The organism is Streptomyces sp. KL116D (genome assembly GCF_030766975.1).
In the GTDB taxonomy this organism is placed as follows: domain Bacteria; phylum Actinomycetota; class Actinomycetes; order Streptomycetales; family Streptomycetaceae; genus Streptomyces; species Streptomyces longispororuber_A.
In genome coordinates this window covers 73330-91800 of the sequence record NZ_JASERH010000087.1, presented here as the reverse complement: position 1 = coordinate 91800, position 18471 = coordinate 73330, and the positions used below count along the sequence as shown (strand labels likewise).

Below are 18471 nucleotides of genomic sequence, written 5' to 3'. Positions count from 1 at the left end.
CACACGTACGCACGGCGGACCGCATCTGGAGGAGCCACGGCGATGGCGGAACACACCAGCTCGAGCATCACGATCGAGGCGGCACCGGCCGATGTCATGGGCGTGATCGCCGACTTCGCCCGCTACCCGGACTGGACGGGCGAGGTGAAGGAGGCCGAGGTGCTCGCGACCGACGACTCCGGCCGCGCCGAGCAGGTCCGCCTCGTCATGGACGCCGGCGCGATCAAGGACGACCAGACCCTCCAGTACACGTGGGCGGGCGAGAACGAGTTGTCCTGGACGCTCGTGAAGTCGCAGATGCTGCGCTCGCTCGACGGCTCGTACGTGCTGAAGCCGGCCGGCGCCGGCACGGAGGTCACGTACTCCCTCACCGTCGACGTGAAGATCCCCATGCTCGGGATGATCAAGCGCAAGGCGGAGAAGGTCATCATCGACCGGGCGCTGGCCGGCCTGAAGAAGCGCGTCGAGTCGGGCAAGTAGACGTTTTTCAAGCCCCTCCGGCGACTGCGGAGCGGGGTCCGGGCCGGAGCCCCGTGGCGCGGGCACAGTAGCCTCACGTTCCATGCGCACCCTTCTCATCACCGGCCCCGGCGGCTCCGGCCGAACGACCGTCGCCTCGGCCATGGCCCTGAAGGCGGCCCGGCAGGGCCTGCGCACCCGCCTCGTCACCGGTGACGCCGTGGAGGACCTCCCCGGCGTCACCGTCACCCGGCTCGCCCCTGCCGACGACTTCCGCGACGACCTCGTCGCCCTGCAGGAGCGGGCCGGTTCCGCGCTCGACCTGCTGGGCGCCGCCCGGCTCGACGCCGACGAACTCACCCCGCTGCCCGGCAGCGAGGAACTCGCGCTGCTGCGGGCCCTGCGGGACGCCCCCGACGACCGCTACGACCTGGTCGTCGTCGACCTGCCGCCCGCCCCGCGAGCCGTCTCGGTCCTCGCCCTGCCCGAGCAGCTGCGCCGCTACCTGCGCCGCCTGCTGCCCGCCGAGCGGCAGGCCGCCCGCGCGCTGCGCCCCGTCCTCGGCCGCCTCGCCGGGGTGCCGATGCCCGCGGAGTGGCTCTACGAGACCGCGGCCCGCTGGGACGCCGAACTCGCCACCGCCCAGGCCGTGATCGACGCCGACAGCACCCTCGTACGCTTCGTCGCCGAACCCACCCTGGCCGCCGCCGAGACGCTGCGCACCACCCGCACCGGCCTCGCCCTGCACGGCCTGCGCCTCGAAGCGGTGCTCGCCAACCGCGTCCTGCCCGACGGCTCCACCGACCCGTGGCTCGCCGACGCCGCCGCCCGGCAGCGCAAGGTGATCGCCGGATGGGAGCCGGGCGCGTACGAGATCGCCCACCTCGGCCGGGACGCCCGCGCCGCCGACCTCGACGTCCCGCTGCCCGGCACCGTGGCCGGACCGGCGGCCTGGCCCGTGGAGGACCGGCTCGGGACCGACGGCGTGCTGGTCTGGCGGATACCGCTGCCCGGCGCCGTGCGCGAGGAGCTGACGCTGATCCGGCGGGGCGACGAGCTGGTCGTCGGCGCCGGACCGTTCCGCCGCATCGTCCCGCTGCCCTCCGCGCCCCGCCGCTGCACGGTGGCCGGGGCCGGACTCGTCGACGGTGAGCTGTGCGTCCGGTTCGCCCCGGATCCGGATCTGTGGCCGCAGACCCGGTGAAGCCGGTGCACCCGTTCGGGTAACGTCGAAGTCGTCACTGCTTCAGCATCTCTTCAGCTCTCCGCAGGAGTCAGCCGCCATGAGCGACGCCACCGAGCAGCCCGCCCCCCACGTCGACGCCGACGCCTGGGAGAAGGCGTGCGCCGAGGATCTCGCGGCGGAGCAGGCCCGCCGCCGTGCCGAGCACGGGGCGCCGCCCGGCTCGGCCGCCGAGGAGCTGCGCAGGCTCGTCGACGCCGTCACCGAGAAGCTCTCGTCCGTCCAGGCCCCGTTCCTGGGCGCCGTCGCGCAGGGCACCGCCGAGCAGGTCGCCAAGCAGGTCGTCCGGCAGGCCAGGTCCGTCGTCGAGCCCGTCATCGAGCGCAACTCCGACGTCTTCGACCACCTCGCCGCCGCGGGCTCCGAGCTGCTCGCCGCCTACCGGTCGGCCGTCGAGGGCCAGGAGCGCCGCTGGACCCAGCGCTCCACGGAACCCACGGCCACCGGCGACGCCAAGGACGCCGAAGGCTCCACGAACCCCAAGGACGAAGGCCCCGGCGGGGAGCACATCGACCTGGACTGAAGAGCGCTCAGGTACGGTGGGCCGTAGCGGGGCTCGACCGAACTGAGGGATTCATGGGACTCACCATCGGCGTCGATATCGGCGGCACGAAGATCGCGGCCGGCGTGGTCGACGAGGAAGGCAACATCCTCTCGACGTTCAAGGTGCCGACGCCTTCCACGCCCGAAGGCATCGTGGACGCGATCGCTTCCGCCGTCGAGGGCGCCAGGGCCGGGCACGAGATCGTCGGTGTGGGCATCGGTGCGGCCGGTTACGTCAACCGCCAGCGCTCCACCGTGTACTTCGCGCCCAACATCGACTGGCGCCAGGAGCCGCTGAAGGAGAAGGTCGAGGCGCGCGTCGGTCTGCCGGTCGTCGTCGAGAACGACGCGAACGCGGCGGCCTGGGGCGAGTACAAGTTCGGCGCGGGCAAGGGCCACCGCAACGTCATCTGCATCACGCTCGGCACCGGCCTCGGCGGCGGCATCATCATCGGCAACAAGCTGCGCCGCGGTCACTTCGGCGTCGCCGCCGAGTTCGGCCACATCCGCATGGTGCCGGACGGCCTGCTGTGCGGCTGCGGCTCGCAGGGCTGCTGGGAGCAGTACGCCTCCGGGCGTGCGCTGGTGCGGTACGCGAAGCAGCGCGCCAACGCCACGCCCGAGAACGCCGAGTACCTGCTGTCGCTCGGCGACGGCACCCCGGACGGCATCGAGGGCAAGCACATCTCCAGCGCCGCCCGCGAGGGCGACGCCGTGGCCGTCGACTCGTACCGTGAGCTGGCCCGTTGGGCCGGCGCCGGTCTGGCCGACCTGGCCTCGCTCTTCGACCCCTCCGCCTTCATCGTCGGCGGCGGTCTGTCGGACGAGGGCGAGCTGGTGCTCGACCCGATCCGCAAGTCGTACAAGCGCTGGCTGGTCGGCGGGAACTGGCGGCCGGTCGCCGACGTCATCGCGGCCCAGCTGGGCAACAAGGCGGGCATGGTCGGCGCCGCCGACCTGGCGCGGGAGCCCGACCCGGTCATGTGAGACCCGGACGCGTGACGGTGCCCGTCGTTCCCCTCGGGGGCGGCGGGCACCGGCGTATCTTGATCGTCATGGACTCCGGCTCGCTCACCGAACTCCCCAACTCCCGTACCGAATCCGACGGTTCGGCCGTCATCCGCGTCCTCAGCTACAACATCCGCTCGATGCGCGACAGCCCCGTCGCGCTCGCCCGGGTGATGAAGGCCTGCGCGCCCGACCTCGTACTGATCCAGGAGGCGCCCCGGTTCTTCCGCTGGCGCAAGCAGCTCGCCCGGCTCGCCCGCGCCGCCGACCTGGTGATCCTCTCCGGCGGCGGCAGCGCGGCCGGACCCGCGCTGCTGTGCTCCCTGCGGGCGACCGTCGAGCGGACCGAGGACGTCCTGCTGCCGCTCACCCCCGGACTGCACCGGCGCGGCTTCGCCACCGCCGTCGTCCGGTTCGGCGGCGCACAGGGCCCCAGACTGGGCGTCGTCAGCTGTCATCTGAGCCTGCAGAAGGACGAGCGGTACGCGCAGGGCGGCATGCTCCTCGACCGGGTCGAGGCCTTCCGGGCCTCGGGGGTGCCGCTCGCCGTCGTGGGCGGCGACCTCAACGAGCGGCCCGACGGGCGCACCTTCCGGCGGCTCGCCAAGGCGCTCAACGACTGCTGGGCGGTGGCGCCCTGGGGCCGTGAGTACACGTCGACGCCCGCCGACCCGCACCAGCGGATCGACGCGATCCTCGCCACCGAGGGCATCGAGGTGCTCGGCTGCGGGGTCCCCGGCTTCCTCGACGAGGACGAGTTGAGGGCGGCCACGGACCACCTTCCGGTCCTGGCCGCCCTCCGTCTGCCCGCCGCCTAGGGGCGCTGCTTCGCCCGGTCGGTGATCGCCCAGCTGTCCAGGTAGGAGAGCTGGGTGTAGATCTTCTTCCGCACGCCGTCACCGGAGGTGCGGATGTCGCGGAAGCCGAGGAACTCGTAGGTCTTCGGGTCGAAGATCATGTACGTACCGAAGCCGCCCCTGCCGGGCCGGTTCGGGTCGTCGTACGTGATGGCCACGCCCGTGCGGCCCTTGGCGTCCTTCTGGTTCGGCACCGCTTTCACTCCCGGGACCATGCCGAGCGCCTCGTAGGCCGCCGCGCGCAGGCCGTCCGGCATCACCGGGACGAGCTTGAGGAGCCCGGCGAGGCTGAACTCGACATCCCACCACTCGTCGTCCCTGACCTCGTCGATCGAGTCGTTCCTGTCGTTCGGGCCGGACTTGTGGAGCAGCGAGAGGATCAGCCGCTCCGGATCGGTGGGCAGCTTCTCCAGACGGGACCAGTCCTGCGGAGGCCAGACGGACACGGACTCGACGTGGTCACCGGGTCGCTTCTTGTACGGCTTGGACCACCAGCCCTTGCCGATCTCCATCACCCACGAGGGCCGCGTGTTGTCCACGGAACGCCAGGTCTCGTCGACGTACGACTTGGTCTCGCCCGTCGCCCGGTTCGTCTCCTTGATGATCTCCTTCGTGTAGATGAACTGGTCGTCGCGCGGCGGCGACGGAACCGTTCGCGGGTGCTTGCGCTCGTAGGCGGCCGCCCCGGCGAGCACCGTGCGGGCCGTCACCGGACGCACCGTGCCGGGGTGGGCCGTGGTCGAGCCGTCATCGGTACGCACCGCCACCAGGACGGTCGCGGCGACCGCCGCGGTGGCCAGGCCCGACACCGCGATCCGCAGGCCGGGGCGACGCCACAGCGGGCGGCGGCCCTCCATCGCGGAGAGCAGACGGGTGCGGGCCCGGTGGCGGGCGGCGGGGGACAGCGGCGGGGCGTCGCCCGCCCAGTCGCTCAGCTCCCGCAGGGCGGGGTCGAGTTCGCGGTCGGTGTCAGTCATGGGCGTGTGCCTCCCGGAGGGCGGTCGGAGCGGTCGGATCGGTACCACCCAGTGCCTCGCGCAATGTGCTGCGAGCCCGGTGCAGCCGTGATCTGACGGTGCCGACCGGCACCCCGAGCGCCTGCGCCGCCTCCTCGTACCCGAGGTCGGCCCAGGCCACCAGGAGCAGCACGTCCCGCTGCCGCGCCGGAAGCCCGGCGAGGGCGGCCGCCAGGTCCCGGCGCAGCCCGTGCGCCCCGGCCCTGGCCACCGCGCGATCGGCCACCGGCTCCTCGTGCTCGACCGGCTCCGGGATGCGGGACAGCGCCTTGAAGCGGCGCGCCTCCGCCCTGCGGTGCCGGCCGACGAGGTTGGTGGCGATCCCGAAGAGCCAGGGGCGGGCGTCGGGCCTGGTCAGGTCGTAGCGGTGGCGCTGCCGGAAGGCGGTGGTGAAGGTCTCCGCCGTCAGATCCTCCGCCGCCTCGGGACCGAGCCGCCGCGCCGCGTAGTGGTGCACGGCGTCGGCGTACCGGTCGAAGAGCGCGGCGAACTGTTCGGGCTCGTCCCGCGACCGCGCGATCGACCGGGCGTCGCTGTCCTCATCGGGTACCCGGGGGCCGACGGTCATCGGGGCTCCTCTCGTCCGTGTGAACGCCTCGAGGGCGTGGGCTGGTGTTCACAGGTACTTCGCCGCAGCCCGCGAACGAGTTCCCTCCGCACACGCCGAGGGCCCGCCGGAGCGGATCCGGCGGGCCCTCGGGACGTACGGGTCGGGCTCAGACCACGGCGCCGCGTCCCGGGTCGTCGTCCTCCTCGTCGCTCGGCCGCATCCGCGCGATCAGCGTGGCGAAGCCGCCGAGGAAGCCGCCGATGCAGAGCGTCGCCAGCCACCACGTCATGTCCCAGCCGAGCAGCACCGACAGGAGCAGCAGCACCGGGCCGCCGATCACGGCCAGCCAGGCGAACTTGGCCGTGACGTCCGCCTCCGGGAGCGGCGGCGGCTCCGGCGGGACGAAGTGGCCCTCGTCGTCCTCGTCCAGGTCGTCGTCGGACGCCTCCGGCGCGCTGTAGTCACGCGGGCCGGGCGTGGCGGCGACACCGGGCGCGAAGGAGACCGAGGAGCCGAGCGGGCTCCGGGGCTCCTGCTGCGGGGGCTCGTCGCGGTCCGGCGTCGGATTGGTCTCCGGGTCGAGCAGGGCCAGGTCCTCCACCGACTTGAACGGCTTCGCGCCCGGCGGGTCCGGCGGCTCCTCCCCGTACCCGGCGACGATCTGCGCCCAGGCGGCGTCCTCGTCGGCGGGCAGCAGGGGATCGTGCTCCTCGCTCTCCTGCGGCTGCTCGCCGCCGGGCAGCTGGGGCTCCCGGCTCTCGCCGCCGTCCGGGCTCTCGGGCCTCTCGGGCCCGCTCCGCTCCTGCTCAGCCACCGCTGGCCGTCCCTTCCGCGCCCTCGCCGGGGCTTGTCACGCCCTCGCTGGGAATCTTGCCTGCACCGGGGGCGAGCCGGTCGACGAACGCGTAGCTCTCGTCGAAGATCCGGTCCGCGTCCAGGTCCAACGTCGCGACGTGGTAGCTCTGTTCCAGCAGGATCTCCGTGACGTCCGTGGACGACACGCGGCCGAGCACCCGGGCCGAGTCGGCGGGCGGCACCACGTGGTCCTGGACGCTGTGCAGCACCATCAACGGCTGGGTCACCTGCGGCAGTTCCCGGTCGACGAGCCGGAAGAACGTGCGCAGCTGGTGCGCCGAGTGCAGCGGCACCCGGTCGTAGCCGACCTCGACCGCGCCCTCCTTGGCGATGTCGCTGGCGATCCCCTTGACGGTGCGGACGAGGTGCCGGGCGACCGGGAGCGCGTACGCGGACAGGCCGTGCACCTTGTTCCCCGGGTTGACCAGGACGAGGCCCGTGATCCGGTCGCCGTGCCGGGCCGCCAGGCGCAGCGCGAGGGCGCCGCCCATGGACAGACCGAAGACGAAGACCTGCGAGCAGCGCTCCGTCAGCTCGCTCAGGGCGCGGTCCACCTCCGCGTACCAGTCCTGCCAGGCGGTGACCGCCATGTCCTCCCAGCGGGTGCCGTGGCCGGGCAGCAGCGGGAGCGAGACGGTCAGGCCGCGCTCGGCCAGATACTCCGCCCAGGGCCGCAGCGACTGGGGGGATCCGGTGAAGCCGTGACAGAGGAGGACACCGACCTCGCCGCCTTCGTGGCGGTACGGCTCGGCTCCAGGAAGGACCGGCACCATCGGTCTCCTGTTCGTGAAGGTAGGGGTGGAGAGAGGGGCATCAGGCATCGGGACGAGAACTTCACGGTACGCGACCGGACTGACACCGACCAGGGTCATCGGGCCCCTGAGCGGCGCCGCGGGTTAAGGTCTGATCCTCGGACTGATACGGGTACGAGGGTCCGGGCACGAGGGAAGGCAGTGGGTTGATCTACGGCGCAATGAAGGTGGCCATCGGAGGGCCGCTGAAGCTCGGCTTCCGTCCGTGGGTGGAGGGGCTCGAGAACATCCCCGCCGAGGGACCCGCGATCCTGGCCAGCAACCACCTGTCCTTCTCGGACTCGTTCTTCCTGCCGGCCGTCCTCGACCGCAAGGTCACCTTCATCGCGAAGGCCGAGTACTTCACCACGCCGGGCGTGAAGGGCAAGCTCACGGCCGCCTTCTTCAAGGGCGTCGGCCAGCTGCCGGTGGACCGGTCGGGTTCGCGCGGCGCCGGCGAGGCCGCCATCAAGAGCGGCATCGAGGTCCTGGAGCGCGGCGAGCTGTTCGGCATCTACCCCGAGGGCACGCGCTCGCCCGACGGCCGCCTCTACCGCGGCAAGCCCGGCGGCCTGGCCCGCGTGGCGCTCGCCACCGGCGCCCCCGTGATCCCCGTCGCCATGATCGACACGGAGAAGATCCAGCCCCCGGGCAAGGTCCTCCCCAAGCTGATGCGCCCCGGCATCCGCATCGGCAAGCCGCTCGACTTCACCCGCTACCAGGGGATGGAGCACGACCGGTTCGTGCTGCGCGCGGTGACCGACGAGGTCATGTACGAGATCATGAAGCTCTCCGGCCAGGAGTACGTCGACATGTACGCGACCGCCGCGAAGCGGCAGATCGCGGACGCCGCGAAGGCGGAGAAGGCCGAGAAGGACGCGCAGAAAGAAGCGCTGAAGGAGACGCAGAAGGCGCTGGAGAAGGAACGGGGCGGCTCCTAGTCGCGTCGTTCCTCACGTGCCGGGGTCGGGGGGAGACATGGGGAACACAGCCAGGCGCGAGCGGGTCGTCCGGATGTCGGTCGAGCAGCCGCTGTGGCGCGCCCTCATGGGCTATCGCGTGCTCACGATGGTGTACGCGATCGGGCTCTTCGCCTCCGCGTACGAGGTGTACGAGCGGCCCTGGGTCGGGATCGCCTACTTCGTGGTCCTGGCGGTGTGGACCCTGGCGACGCTGCCGCAGGTGTCGGGCGGCCGCCGGTGCACCAAGCGGTTCCTCACCGCCGACCTGACCATCGCCGTCGCCGGCATCCTGCTCTCACCGGTCGCGGGCCACGACCGGGCCGTGACCGGCGGCTCCACGCTGCCGTCGATCTGGACGGCGGGCGCCGTCCTCGCCTGGGCCCTCAAGGGCGGCTGGCGCTGGGCGGCCACCGCGTCCGTGGCCATCGGCGTCTCGAACGTCGTGCAGCGCGGCGACATCAGCCGCAGCATCATCCACAACGTCCTGCTGGTGTGCATCGCGGGCATAGCGATCGGCTATGTCGTCGAGGTGGCCCGCGCCTCCGAGCGGACCCTCGCCCGCGCCCTGGAGATCGAGGCCGCCACGCGCGAGCGGGAGCGGCTCGCCCGCGACATCCACGACAGCGTCCTCCAGGTCCTCGCCATGGTGCAGCGGCGCGGCACCGCCCTGGGCGGCGAGGCCGCCGAGCTCGGCCGGATGGCGGGCGAGCAGGAGGTCGCGCTGCGCACCCTGGTCGCCGGCGGACTGACCCCCACGTCCCGGGCCTCCGAGGACACGGCCCTGGGCGCGGTGGTGCGCGCCTTCGACCATCCCGACGCCCCTGACGACCCAGACGATCACCCGGACGACGACGCCGCCCCCCGCGACCTGCGGTCCCTGCTCGCCGGGCACGCCGGTGCCCGGGTCACCTTCGCCGAGCCGGGCGCCCCGGTCCTGATGCCGCCCGCCGCGGCCCGGGAGCTGGCCGCCGCGGTCAGCGCCGCCCTGGACAACGTGCGGCGGCACGCGGGCGCGGACGCGCACGCGTGGATCCTGGTCGAGGACGAGCCGGACACGGTGATCGTGACCGTGCGGGACGACGGGCCCGGCATCCCCGACGGCCGGCTCGCCCAGGCGGAGGGCGAGGGGCGGCTCGGCGTCGCCCAGTCCATCCGCGGGCGGCTGCGCGACATCGGCGGCACCGCCGAACTGATCTCGGTCCCCGGCCAGGGCACCGAGGTGGAACTGAACGTACCGAAGAAGCAGAGAACACCATGAACGTCACGGGGGAAGGCAGGTCCGGAGCGATGAACGCACAGGAGACCGCGGATGCGGGGGACGGCGCGGCCGGGATCAGGGTCATGGTGGTCGACGACCATCCGATGTGGCGCGACGCCGTCGCCCGCGACCTGGCCGAGGCCGGCTTCGACGTCGTGGCCACGGCGGGCGACGGCGAGCAGGCGGTGCGCCGCGCCCAGGCCGTGGGCCCCGACGTCCTCGTCCTCGACCTGAACCTGCCGGCCAAGCCCGGGGTCCAGGTCTGCAAGGAGCTCGTCGGCGCCGATCCGGCGCTGCGCGTCCTCGTCCTCTCCGCGAGCGGCGAGCACGCCGACGTCCTGGAGGCGGTGAAGTCGGGCGCGACCGGCTACCTCCTCAAGTCGGCGTCCACGGCCGAACTGATCGACGCGGTGGGCCGCACGGCCGTCGGCGACCCGGTGTTCACGCCAGGACTCGCGGGTCTCGTCCTCGGCGAGTACCGCCGGCTCGCCTCCGAGCCCGCGGCCGCCGCCGACGCCGACGAGCCGAAGGCCCCCGAGCTCACGGACCGGGAGACCGAGGTGCTGCGCCTGGTCGCCAAGGGCCTCAGCTACAAGCAGATCGCCGAACGGCTGGTCATCTCGCACCGCACCGTCCAGAACCACGTGCAGAACACCCTCGGCAAGCTCCAGCTGCACAACCGCGTGGAGCTCGTGCGGTACGCGATAGAGCGGGGTCTGGACGACGAGTGACTCCGCGCGGGACAGTTTTCCGAACTGCTCACCGTGACAAGGGAGTTACGCGATGCGGGTCGGAGTACTGACCGGAGGCGGCGACTGCCCCGGGCTCAACGCCGTCATCCGGGGCATCGTCCGCAAGGGCGTGCAGGAGTACGGCTATGACTTCGTCGGCTTCCGGGACGGCTGGCGCGGTCCCCTGGAGAACGACACCGTCCGTCTCGACATCCCCGCCGTGCGCGGCATCCTGCCCCGCGGCGGCACCATCCTCGGCTCGTCCCGCACCAACCCGCTCCAGGCGGAGCACGGCATCCGCCGCGTCAAGGAGAACCTCGCCAAACAGGAGGTCGACGCCCTCATCGTGATCGGCGGCGAGGACACCCTCGGCGTCGCGGCACGCCTCACCGACGAGTACGGGATCCGGGCCGTCGGCGTGCCGAAGACCATCGACAACGACCTCTCCGCCACCGACTACACCTTCGGCTTCGACACCGCCGTCGGCATCGCCACCGAGGCCATCGACCGCCTGCACACCACGGCCGAGTCGCACATGCGGGTCCTGGTGGTGGAGGTCATGGGCCGGCACGCGGGCTGGATCGCCCTGCACTCGGGCCTGGCCGGCGGCGCCAACGTCATCCTCATCCCCGAGCAGCGCTTCGACCTCGACCAGGTGTGCGCCTGGGTCACCTCCCGCTTCAAGGCGTCGTACGCACCGATCGTGGTGGTCGCCGAGGGGGCGATGCCCCGCGACGGCGACATGGTCCTCAAGGACGAGTCGCTCGACTCCTTCGGGCACGTCCGGCTCTCCGGCGTCGGCGAGTGGCTCGCGAAGCAGATCGAGAAGCGGACCGGGAAGGAGGCCCGCACCACGGTCCTCGGGCACGTCCAGCGCGGCGGCACGCCGTCGGCCTTCGACCGCTGGCTGGCCACCCGGTTCGGGCTGCACGCGATCGACGCGGTGCGGGACGGGGACTGGGGCAAGATGGTCGCGCTGCGCGGCACGGACATCGTGCGCGTGCCCATCGCCGAGGCGACGGCCCGCCTGAAGACGGTGGATCCCACTCTGTACCGGGAGGTGGGCGTCTTCTTCGGCTGACGTTCCGGGGCTGCCGGAGGGGCCGGGTCGGCCTAGACTCGCGCTCATGGAGATCCTCGCATTTGGCGTGCAATCCGACGAAAAGCCCCTCATCGAGAAGGCCTTCGAGGGCCACCACGACGTCCGCTGCCTGGACGTCTTCCTCAACGAGGACACCGCGCCCATCGCGGCGGGCTACGAGATCATCTCCACGAGCGTGAACGCGACCCTCAACAACCGCGTGCTCCAGACCCTCGCTGCCGGCGGCACGCAGATGATCGCCCAGCGCTCCACCGGCTTCAACAACATCGACCTGGAGGTCGCCGAACGCCTCGGACTGACCGTCGCCAGGGTCTCGTACTACTCGCCGTACTCGGTCGCCGAGTTCGCCTGGGCCCTGGCGATGGCGGTCAACCGCCGCATCGTCCGCGCCAGCAACCGCACCCGCGACTTCGACTTCCGCCTCGACGGACTCCTCGGCCGCGACATGCGGGGCCGCACCGTCGGCGTCCTCGGCACCGGCAAGATCGGCGAGGCGTTCACCCGGATCGCCCACGGCTTCGGCATGAACCTGCTCGGCTGGGACGTCGCCGAGAACCCGAACTGCGTCGAGCTCGGCATGAAGTACGTCGAGAAGGAGCAGCTGTTCGCCGAGGCCGACCTGATCAGCCTGCACGTACCGCTGCTGCCCGCCACCGAGCACATCGTCGGCGCCGCCGCGCTGCGCACGATGAAGGACGACGCGATCCTGATCAACTCCAGCCGCGGCGGCCTCGTCGACACCAAGGCCCTCGTCGCCGAACTGCGCGAGGGCCGCTTCACGGGCGTCGGCCTCGACGTGTACGAGGCCGAGGCGGGCCTGTTCTTCCTCGACAAGTCCCTGGAGATCGTCGACGACGACACCCTGGCCCGCCTCGTCACGTTCCCGAACGTCCTGGTCACGTCGCACCAGGCGTACTACACCGTGGACGCGGTCGGCCAGATCATCGACACCACGGTGCAGAACGTCGTGGACTACCGGGCGGGCCGCCGCTCCGAGAACGTCCTGGTGCCCGCGGCGCCCAAGAGCTGACCGAGGAGCTCGCGCACCACGCCCGCCCCGCGCAGCGACAGCACCGACTCCGGGTGGAACTGCACGCCCGCGAAGCCGGGACCGCGCACCGCGTGCACCTCGCCGTTCCCCCGGTCGCGGCTGACCTCCACGTGGTGCGCGGCCAGTTCCACGGCCGCCTCGTCGTCGCAGCGCGCCACGAAGCTGTTGTAGAAGCCGACGGTCTCGGTGCGGCCGAAGAGGTCGATCTCGGTCTGCGCGCCCTGGTAGGGCACGTCCTTGCGGACGATCTCCAGACCCAGCTCGGCCGCGATCAGCTCGTGCCCGAGGCAGACCCCGAGCACCCCGTGCTCGTGCCCGCGGATCAGCTCCGCCGCCAGCGACCGCAGGAACCGCATCTTCGGGTCGGCCGGATCGGACGGGTCACCGGGCCCGGGGCCGAGCACCACCGGCCCCTCGTGCGCGAGCACCGTCTCCCGCAGCCCCGGCTCGTCGTAGCGCCGCACCGAGACCTCCAGACCCGACGAGCGCAGCACGTGCGCCAGCATCGCGGTGAAGGTGTCCTCGCCGTCGACGACGAGCGCGTGCCCGGTCAGCTCGCCGGCCCGCTCCTGCATCCGCAGCCAGAACGGCGCGAGCGCCGCCCGCCGCCCGTCCAGCGCCGCCCGCACCCGCGGGTCGTCGGCCAGGGCGGGCCGCGCGTGGTCCGCGCGCGGGCGGGACGGCCGAACGCCCAGCGCGGCCAGCACCCCGGCGGCCTTGGCGTGCGTCTCGGCGACCTCGCTCGCCGGGTCCGAGCCACGGACGAGCGTGGCGCCGACCGGGACCCGCAGCCGCCCGGCCGCGTCGATGTCGGCGGTCCGGATCAGGATGGGCGAGTCGAGGGTCTGCGCGCCGCCCGAGTCCCGGCCGATCAGGGCCAGCGCCCCCGCGTAGTAGCCGCGCCCGCCGACCTCGTGCCGCTCGATGACCCGGCAGGCGTTCTGCACGGGGGAGCCGGTGACGGTCGCCGCGAACATCGTCTCCCTGAGGACGTCCCGCACGTCCAGGGTGGACTTCCCGCGCAGCTCGTACTCGGTGTGCGCGAGGTGGGCCATCTCCTTCAGCCGCGGCCCGACGACGACCCCGCCCATGTCGCCGACCGTGCACATCATCTTGAGCTCCTCGTCGACGACCATCGACAGCTCCTCGATCTCCTTGCCGTCGGCGAGGAAACCGAGCAGGTCGTCCGGCGTCGGCCCGGCGGCCGGGTAGCGGTACGTGCCGCTGATGGGGTTCATGACGACCGTCCCGCCCGACATCCGCACGTGCACCTCGGGGCTGGCGCCCACGAGCGTGCGGTCCCCGGTGTGCACGACGAACGTCCAGTAGGCGCCCCGCTCCCCGTCGAGCAGCCGCCGGAAGAGGGCGAGGGCGTCGGCCCGGGAGAACCCGGGGATCTCGCCCCGGTACGTCCGGCGGATCACGAAGTTGGCGCCCTCGCCCCGACCGATCTCCTCGTCCAGGACCCGGCCGACGATGCCGGCGTACGTGTCGTCGTCGACGTCGAACCCGCCGTCCCTGACCCGGACGTCGTGCCGCGGCAGCTGCTGAAGGGCCTCGGCGAGCGGCAGCTCGTACGACTCCTCGGGCACCAGGACCGCGAGCGGGGTGCCGTCGTCGCGGACGTCGAAGCCGCGCTCCCTGATCTGCCGGAAGGGGACCAGGGCGAGGCCCTCCGGGACGTCGGCGAGCTTCTCGTGCACGCCGACCCGGCCGATCAGGACCTCGACGGTGTCGTGGTCACGGCCGGGGGTGCGGCGGCGGAGCAGGGCGAAGGGACGTTCGTCGGCGAGCAGGTCGGTCAGCGACACGGCTGGTTCCTTCCGGTGACTTTCGGAGAGTCGGTTCAGGAGGAACAGCCGCTGTCGTGTCGGAAAACACTGAAGGCCGCCCCTCGGGCGGCCTTCGCGGATTCGGATACGCGCAGTCAGTGGGCCGCCGGATGTGCGGTCCACCACCAGGTGCGGTTCAGAAGCTGCGCGAACATGAGCGTCACCGTACCCGATGCCGGCGGGTCCGGCTCAGACGTGTCTGGTCCGTCTCAAAAGATGAGCGGTGGAATGGACGCGAGACATGAACCCGTAATGTTGGCGAGGTGACCGTGAACGCTAAGACCAGCGCAAGCGCTGGCAACACCTGGCGAGACCTGCCCGCGGCGCAGCAGCCCGAGTACCCCGATGCCGAGGCTCTGCGCGACGTGATCGCGGAGCTCGAGTCGTATCCGCCGCTCGTCTTCGCGGGCGAGTGCGATCAGCTGCGCGCCCGACTGGCTGCCGTCGCCAAGGGAGAGGCGTTCCTCCTCCAGGGCGGCGACTGCGCCGAGGCCTTCGACGCCGTCTCCGCAGATCACATCCGGAACAAGCTGAAGACCCTGCTCCAGATGGGCGCCGTGCTGACGTACGCCGCCTCGGTGCCGGTCGTGAAGGTCGGCCGCATCGCCGGCCAGTACTCCAAGCCGCGCTCCAAGCCGACCGAGACCCGCGACGGCGTCACCCTGCCGACCTACCGCGGCGACTCCGTCAACGGCTTCGAGTTCACCGAGGCCGCCCGCATCCCGGACCCCGAGCGCCTGAAGCGGATGTACCACGCGTCCGCCTCGACGCTGAACCTGGTGCGTGCCTTCACCACGGGCGGCTACGCGGACCTGCGCCAGGTGCACGCCTGGAACCAGGACTTCGTGAAGTCGTCCCCGTCCGGCCAGCGCTACGAGCAGCTCGCCCGCGAGATCGACAACGCGCTGAACTTCATGCGCGCCTGCGGCACCGACCCGGCCGAGTTCCAGACGGTCGAGTTCTACGCGTCCCACGAGGCGCTGCTGCTCGACTACGAGTCGGCGCTGACCCGCGTCGACTCGCGGACGGGCAACCTGTACGACGTCTCGGGCCACATGGTCTGGATCGGCGAGCGCACCCGTCAGCTGGACGGCGCGCACATCGAGTTCGCCTCGAAGATCCGCAACCCGATCGGCATCAAGCTCGGCCCGACGACGACGGCCGAGGAGGCGCTGCAGTACATCGAGCGCCTCGACCCGGACCGCGAGCCGGGCCGGCTGACCTTCATCGTCCGCATGGGCGCCGACAAGGTCCGGGACAAGCTGCCCGAGCTGGTCGAGAAGGTCACCGCCTCCGGCGCGACCGTCGCCTGGATCACCGACCCGATGCACGGCAACACGTACGAGGCGGCCTCCGGTCACAAGACCCGGCGCTTCGACGACGTGCTCGACGAGGTCAAGGGCTTCTTCGAGGTCCACAAGGCGCTCGGCACGCACCCGGGCGGCATCCACGTCGAGCTCACCGGTGACGACGTCACCGAGTGCGTGGGCGGCGGCGACGAGATCTTCGTCGACGACCTGCACCAGCGCTACGAGACGGCCTGCGACCCGCGTCTGAACCGCAGCCAGTCGCTCGACCTGGCCTTCCTGGTGGCGGAGATGTACCGCGACCAGTGACGTTCACTGACCGTACGTAACGCCGTGGGGCGCGGATCACAGGGATCCGCGCCCCACGGCACTTTTGTGCTTCCGACCCGGCGGGTAAGGTTAGGTTAGCCTCACCGATCAATCGGGACGGCACTACCTATGAGTCCCGACCGGGAGGTGGAACCGCGTGTACGTCTGCAACTGCTTCGGGGTCACCGAGGCGCAGGTCAAGAAGCACGCGGAGGACGGTGCCTGCACCCCCCGCCAGATAGCCTCGGCCTGCAAGGCCGGCACCGACTGCGGTTCGTGCGTGCGCCGGATCCAGGCCCTCCTCGGACGCGGCGCGTGCCCCCGTCGGGAGCTGGTCGAGCAGGGTGAAGCGGCCGTCGCCCTCGCGCCGCGGGCGGAGCTCCCGGAAGCCGCCTGATCAGCTCTCGGGCTGCTCGATGAGCTGCGCGATGTAGAGCGCCTCACCGAGCTTGTCCACCAGCTCCAGCTGCGTGTCCAGGTAGTCGATGTGGTGCTCCTCGTCCTCGAGGATCGACTCGAAGATGTTTGCGGACGTGATGTCACCCTTGCCGCGCATCACCTCGATGCCCCGCTTCAGCCGGTCGATCGCCTCGACCTCGATCTGCCGGTCGGCCTGGAACATCTCGGTGACCGTCTGGCCGACCCGGACGTGGAAGAGCCGCTGGTAGTTGGGCAGACCGTCCAGGAACAGGATCCGGTCGGTCAGCACCTCCGCGTGCTTCATCTCGTCGAACGACTCGTGCCGCGTGTACTTCGCGAGCTTCGTCCAGCCGAAGTTCTCCTGCATCTTGGCGTGCAGGAAGTACTGGTTGATCGCCGTCAGTTCGGCGGTCAGCTGCTCGTTGAGAAATTCGATGACCTCGGGGTCGCCCTGCATCGCAGAGGCTCCTTCCAAGAGGGTGACTGGGCAGGTTCCGCGCATCCTTGCATCGGTGCAGAAAAGCGTCCAGTAAGTGCACGCTTAGTAGGAGTTGCCCGAATCGATGATCGACTGCGGGCCGTCGGGCGCCGCGTGGTCACGTCCACTGCCCGGGGTCTGTCAGGATGGAGGCATGGGTCATCCGGTGGGTAGCGAGTCTGGGGGAGCAGTGCAGCCGGAGCTTCCGCCGGGGCAGCGCCTGCAGCGCGGCTGGCCGGTCACGCACTACGGCCCGGTGCCCAAGTTCCGGCCCGAGCGCTGGGAGTTCAGGGTCTTCGGCGCCACCGCCGACGGCGAGAAGCACTGCTGGAACCACGAGGAGTTCTCGGCACTGCCGTACGCGACCGTCGTGGGCGATCTGCACTGCGTGACGAAGTTCAGCATGCTCGGCGCCGAATGGGGCGGCGTGCGGGCCGCCACGATCCTGGAGCTGGCCCCGCCCCACCCCGATGTCACGCACGTCATGGTCTGGGCCGAGTACGGGTTCAGCTCGAACCTGCGGCTCGCCGACTTCGCCTCCGAGCGCACCGTCTTCGCCACCCACAAGGGCGGCGAACTGCTCACCGCCGAGCACGGCTTCCCACTGCGCCTCGTGGTCCCGCACCTGTACGCCTGGAAGGGGCCGAAGTGGGTGCGCGGCGTCGAGTACATGACCGCGGACCGGCGCGGGTTCTGGGAGGAGCGCGGGTACCACAACGTGGGCGACCCGTGGCGTGAGCAGCGGTACTCGTACCAGGAAGAGCCCGGGGAAGGCCCCGAGCTCTAGGGCCCGTCCCGCCGCGTGGGGATCCTCAGCCGCGCAGCTCCTTGAGACGGGCGACGTCCGCCGCGTGCCCCTCCTTGCCGCCGGGCGTCTCGATGATCAGCGGGACGTTCTCGGTCGCCGGGTGCGCCATGAGCGCGCGGAACGGGTCCGCGCCGATGTGGCCGGAGCCGATGTTCTCGTGACGGTCCTTGTGGGCGCCCACGACGTCCTTGGAGTCGTTGGCGTGGATCAGCTTGAGGCGGCCCTCGCCGACCGTCTCCACGAGCAGGTCCAGCGTCTGCGTCATGCCGGCCGGGCCCGTCAGGTCGTGGCCCGCCGCGAAGATGTGACAGGTGTCGAGGCAGACGCCCAGCCTGGGGTGGTGGTCGAGGGCGTCGAAGTACGGGCCGAAGTCCCAGGTGCGCGAGCACAGCGACGCGCCCTGCCCGGCCGTCGACTCCAGCAGCAGGAACGGGTCGTCGTCGTGGGTCAGCTCGTCGAGCAGCGGCAGCATCCGCTCCCGGACCTGGGCGAGCGCGACCCCGCGCTCACGGCCGCCCGTCGCGGACCCGGTGTGCACGACGACGCCGAGGGCGCCGATCGCCCGGGCCCTGCGCAGCGAGTGCCGCAGGGACTCCACGGACTTGTCGACGGTGGCCTCGGTGTGCGAGCCGAAGTTGATCAGGTACGGGGCGTGCACGTACGCCGGTACGCCCTCGGCGGCGCACCGGGCACGGAACTCGTCGTCCTGCTTCGGGTTGCCGGGGGGAGTGGCCCAGCCGCGCGGGTTGGCCACGAAGACCTGGACGGTCTCGGCCTTCAGCTCCTGGGCGTAGGAGAGCCCCACGGAGGCGAGGCCGCCGGCCACGGGGACGTGACCGCCGATCGGGTTGCGGATGCTGCTGTTCACCCGGTCAAGGGTGTCATGGGGCC

General features: G+C 71.6%; 20 protein-coding genes. 13 read left to right on the top strand and 7 right to left on the bottom strand.

The window, feature by feature from the left end; genetic code table 11:
• The first annotated feature begins 42 nt into the window (after positions 1–42).
• From RBJ77_RS35450 to RBJ77_RS35430, 5 genes are all read left to right on the top strand, one after another.
• Complete coding sequence (locus tag RBJ77_RS35450; protein WP_372348746.1) at positions 43–480, top strand: SRPBCC family protein; 438 nt, start codon at positions 43–45, stop codon at positions 478–480.
• Between the two features lie 82 nt (positions 481–562).
• A complete protein-coding gene (locus RBJ77_RS35445) occupies positions 563–1663 on the top strand; it encodes an ArsA family ATPase (RefSeq protein WP_372348745.1) in 1101 nt (366 codons plus the stop codon).
• Positions 1664–1742: 79 nt separating this feature from the next.
• Entirely contained in the window at positions 1743–2225 is a 483-nt protein-coding gene (locus RBJ77_RS35440; protein WP_372348744.1) for a DUF5304 domain-containing protein, read from the top strand.
• A 53-nt stretch (positions 2226–2278) separates the two neighbouring features.
• Positions 2279–3232, top strand: a complete 954-nt coding sequence (locus tag RBJ77_RS35435) for an ROK family glucokinase (protein ID WP_255972164.1) — start codon at positions 2279–2281, stop codon at positions 3230–3232.
• Positions 3233–3300: 68 nt separating this feature from the next.
• Entirely contained in the window at positions 3301–4071 is a 771-nt protein-coding gene (locus tag RBJ77_RS35430; RefSeq protein WP_372348743.1) for an endonuclease/exonuclease/phosphatase family protein, read from the top strand.
• Here RBJ77_RS35430 and RBJ77_RS35425 read toward each other — a convergent pair.
• From RBJ77_RS35425 to RBJ77_RS35410, 4 genes are all read right to left on the bottom strand, one after another.
• Positions 4068–5087, bottom strand: a complete 1020-nt coding sequence (locus RBJ77_RS35425) for a CU044_5270 family protein (RefSeq protein ID WP_372348742.1) — start codon at positions 5085–5087, stop codon at positions 4068–4070. The two genes, RBJ77_RS35430 and RBJ77_RS35425, sit on opposite strands and share 4 nt — an antisense overlap.
• Complete coding sequence (locus RBJ77_RS35420) at positions 5080–5694, bottom strand: RNA polymerase sigma factor (protein ID WP_255972170.1); 615 nt, start codon at positions 5692–5694, stop codon at positions 5080–5082. The genes RBJ77_RS35425 and RBJ77_RS35420 overlap by 8 nt, the downstream gene beginning before the upstream one ends.
• 148 nt (positions 5695–5842) lie before the next feature.
• Complete coding sequence (locus RBJ77_RS35415) at positions 5843–6418, bottom strand: hypothetical protein (RefSeq protein ID WP_372348781.1); 576 nt, start codon at positions 6416–6418, stop codon at positions 5843–5845.
• 64 nt (positions 6419–6482) lie between these two features.
• Positions 6483–7301: an alpha/beta hydrolase gene (locus RBJ77_RS35410; RefSeq protein WP_372348780.1), complete on the bottom strand. Its 819-nt coding sequence runs from the start codon at positions 7299–7301 to the stop codon at positions 6483–6485.
• A 191-nt stretch (positions 7302–7492) separates the two neighbouring features.
• Between RBJ77_RS35410 and RBJ77_RS35405 the strand changes: the two genes are divergently transcribed.
• The 5 genes from RBJ77_RS35405 to RBJ77_RS35385 are packed head-to-tail and all read left to right on the top strand — an operon-like array spanning position 7493 to position 12405.
• Positions 7493–8263 (top strand): lysophospholipid acyltransferase family protein, encoded by a 771-nt coding sequence (locus RBJ77_RS35405; protein ID WP_372348779.1) that lies wholly within the window; start codon positions 7493–7495, stop codon positions 8261–8263.
• Positions 8264–8300: 37 nt separating this feature from the next.
• Positions 8301–9542, top strand: a complete 1242-nt coding sequence (gene macS, locus RBJ77_RS35400; RefSeq protein WP_372348741.1) for a MacS family sensor histidine kinase — start codon at positions 8301–8303, stop codon at positions 9540–9542.
• A 29-nt stretch (positions 9543–9571) separates the two neighbouring features.
• Positions 9572–10273, top strand: a complete 702-nt coding sequence (locus RBJ77_RS35395; RefSeq protein WP_372348740.1) for a response regulator — start codon at positions 9572–9574, stop codon at positions 10271–10273.
• A 52-nt stretch (positions 10274–10325) separates the two neighbouring features.
• Positions 10326–11354: a 6-phosphofructokinase gene (locus RBJ77_RS35390; RefSeq protein WP_372348739.1), complete on the top strand. Its 1029-nt coding sequence runs from the start codon at positions 10326–10328 to the stop codon at positions 11352–11354.
• A 46-nt stretch (positions 11355–11400) separates the two neighbouring features.
• Positions 11401–12405, top strand: coding sequence for a 2-hydroxyacid dehydrogenase (locus RBJ77_RS35385; RefSeq protein WP_372348738.1), 1005 nt, complete (start codon positions 11401–11403; stop codon positions 12403–12405).
• Here RBJ77_RS35385 and RBJ77_RS35380 read toward each other — a convergent pair.
• Positions 12348–14237, bottom strand: a complete 1890-nt coding sequence (locus RBJ77_RS35380; RefSeq protein WP_372348737.1) for an anthranilate synthase family protein — start codon at positions 14235–14237, stop codon at positions 12348–12350. The genes RBJ77_RS35385 and RBJ77_RS35380 overlap by 58 nt on opposite strands.
• 284 nt (positions 14238–14521) lie before the next feature.
• Between RBJ77_RS35380 and RBJ77_RS35375 the strand changes: the two genes are divergently transcribed.
• Positions 14522–15874, top strand: coding sequence for a class II 3-deoxy-7-phosphoheptulonate synthase (locus RBJ77_RS35375; RefSeq protein ID WP_255972182.1), 1353 nt, complete (start codon positions 14522–14524; stop codon positions 15872–15874).
• Between the two features lie 157 nt (positions 15875–16031).
• Positions 16032–16271, top strand: coding sequence for a bacterioferritin-associated ferredoxin (locus RBJ77_RS35370; protein ID WP_372348736.1), 240 nt, complete (start codon positions 16032–16034; stop codon positions 16269–16271).
• Here the strand turns inward: RBJ77_RS35370 and bfr are convergent, their stop codons facing one another.
• Positions 16272–16751 (bottom strand): bacterioferritin, encoded by a 480-nt coding sequence (bfr, locus tag RBJ77_RS35365; protein WP_372348735.1) that lies wholly within the window; start codon positions 16749–16751, stop codon positions 16272–16274.
• A gap of 175 nt (positions 16752–16926) precedes the next feature.
• Here bfr and RBJ77_RS35360 point away from each other — a divergent pair, with 175 nt between their 5' ends.
• The gene (locus RBJ77_RS35360) at positions 16927–17559 is read left to right on the top strand and encodes a sulfite oxidase-like oxidoreductase (RefSeq protein WP_372348734.1); all 633 of its coding nucleotides are present in this window, start codon (positions 16927–16929) and stop codon (positions 17557–17559) included.
• A 25-nt stretch (positions 17560–17584) separates the two neighbouring features.
• On the opposite strand, the gene RBJ77_RS35355 is transcribed toward RBJ77_RS35360, so the two are convergent.
• Complete coding sequence (locus tag RBJ77_RS35355; protein ID WP_372348733.1) at positions 17585–18448, bottom strand: deoxyribonuclease IV; 864 nt, start codon at positions 18446–18448, stop codon at positions 17585–17587.
• Positions 18449–18471 lie beyond the last annotated feature (23 nt).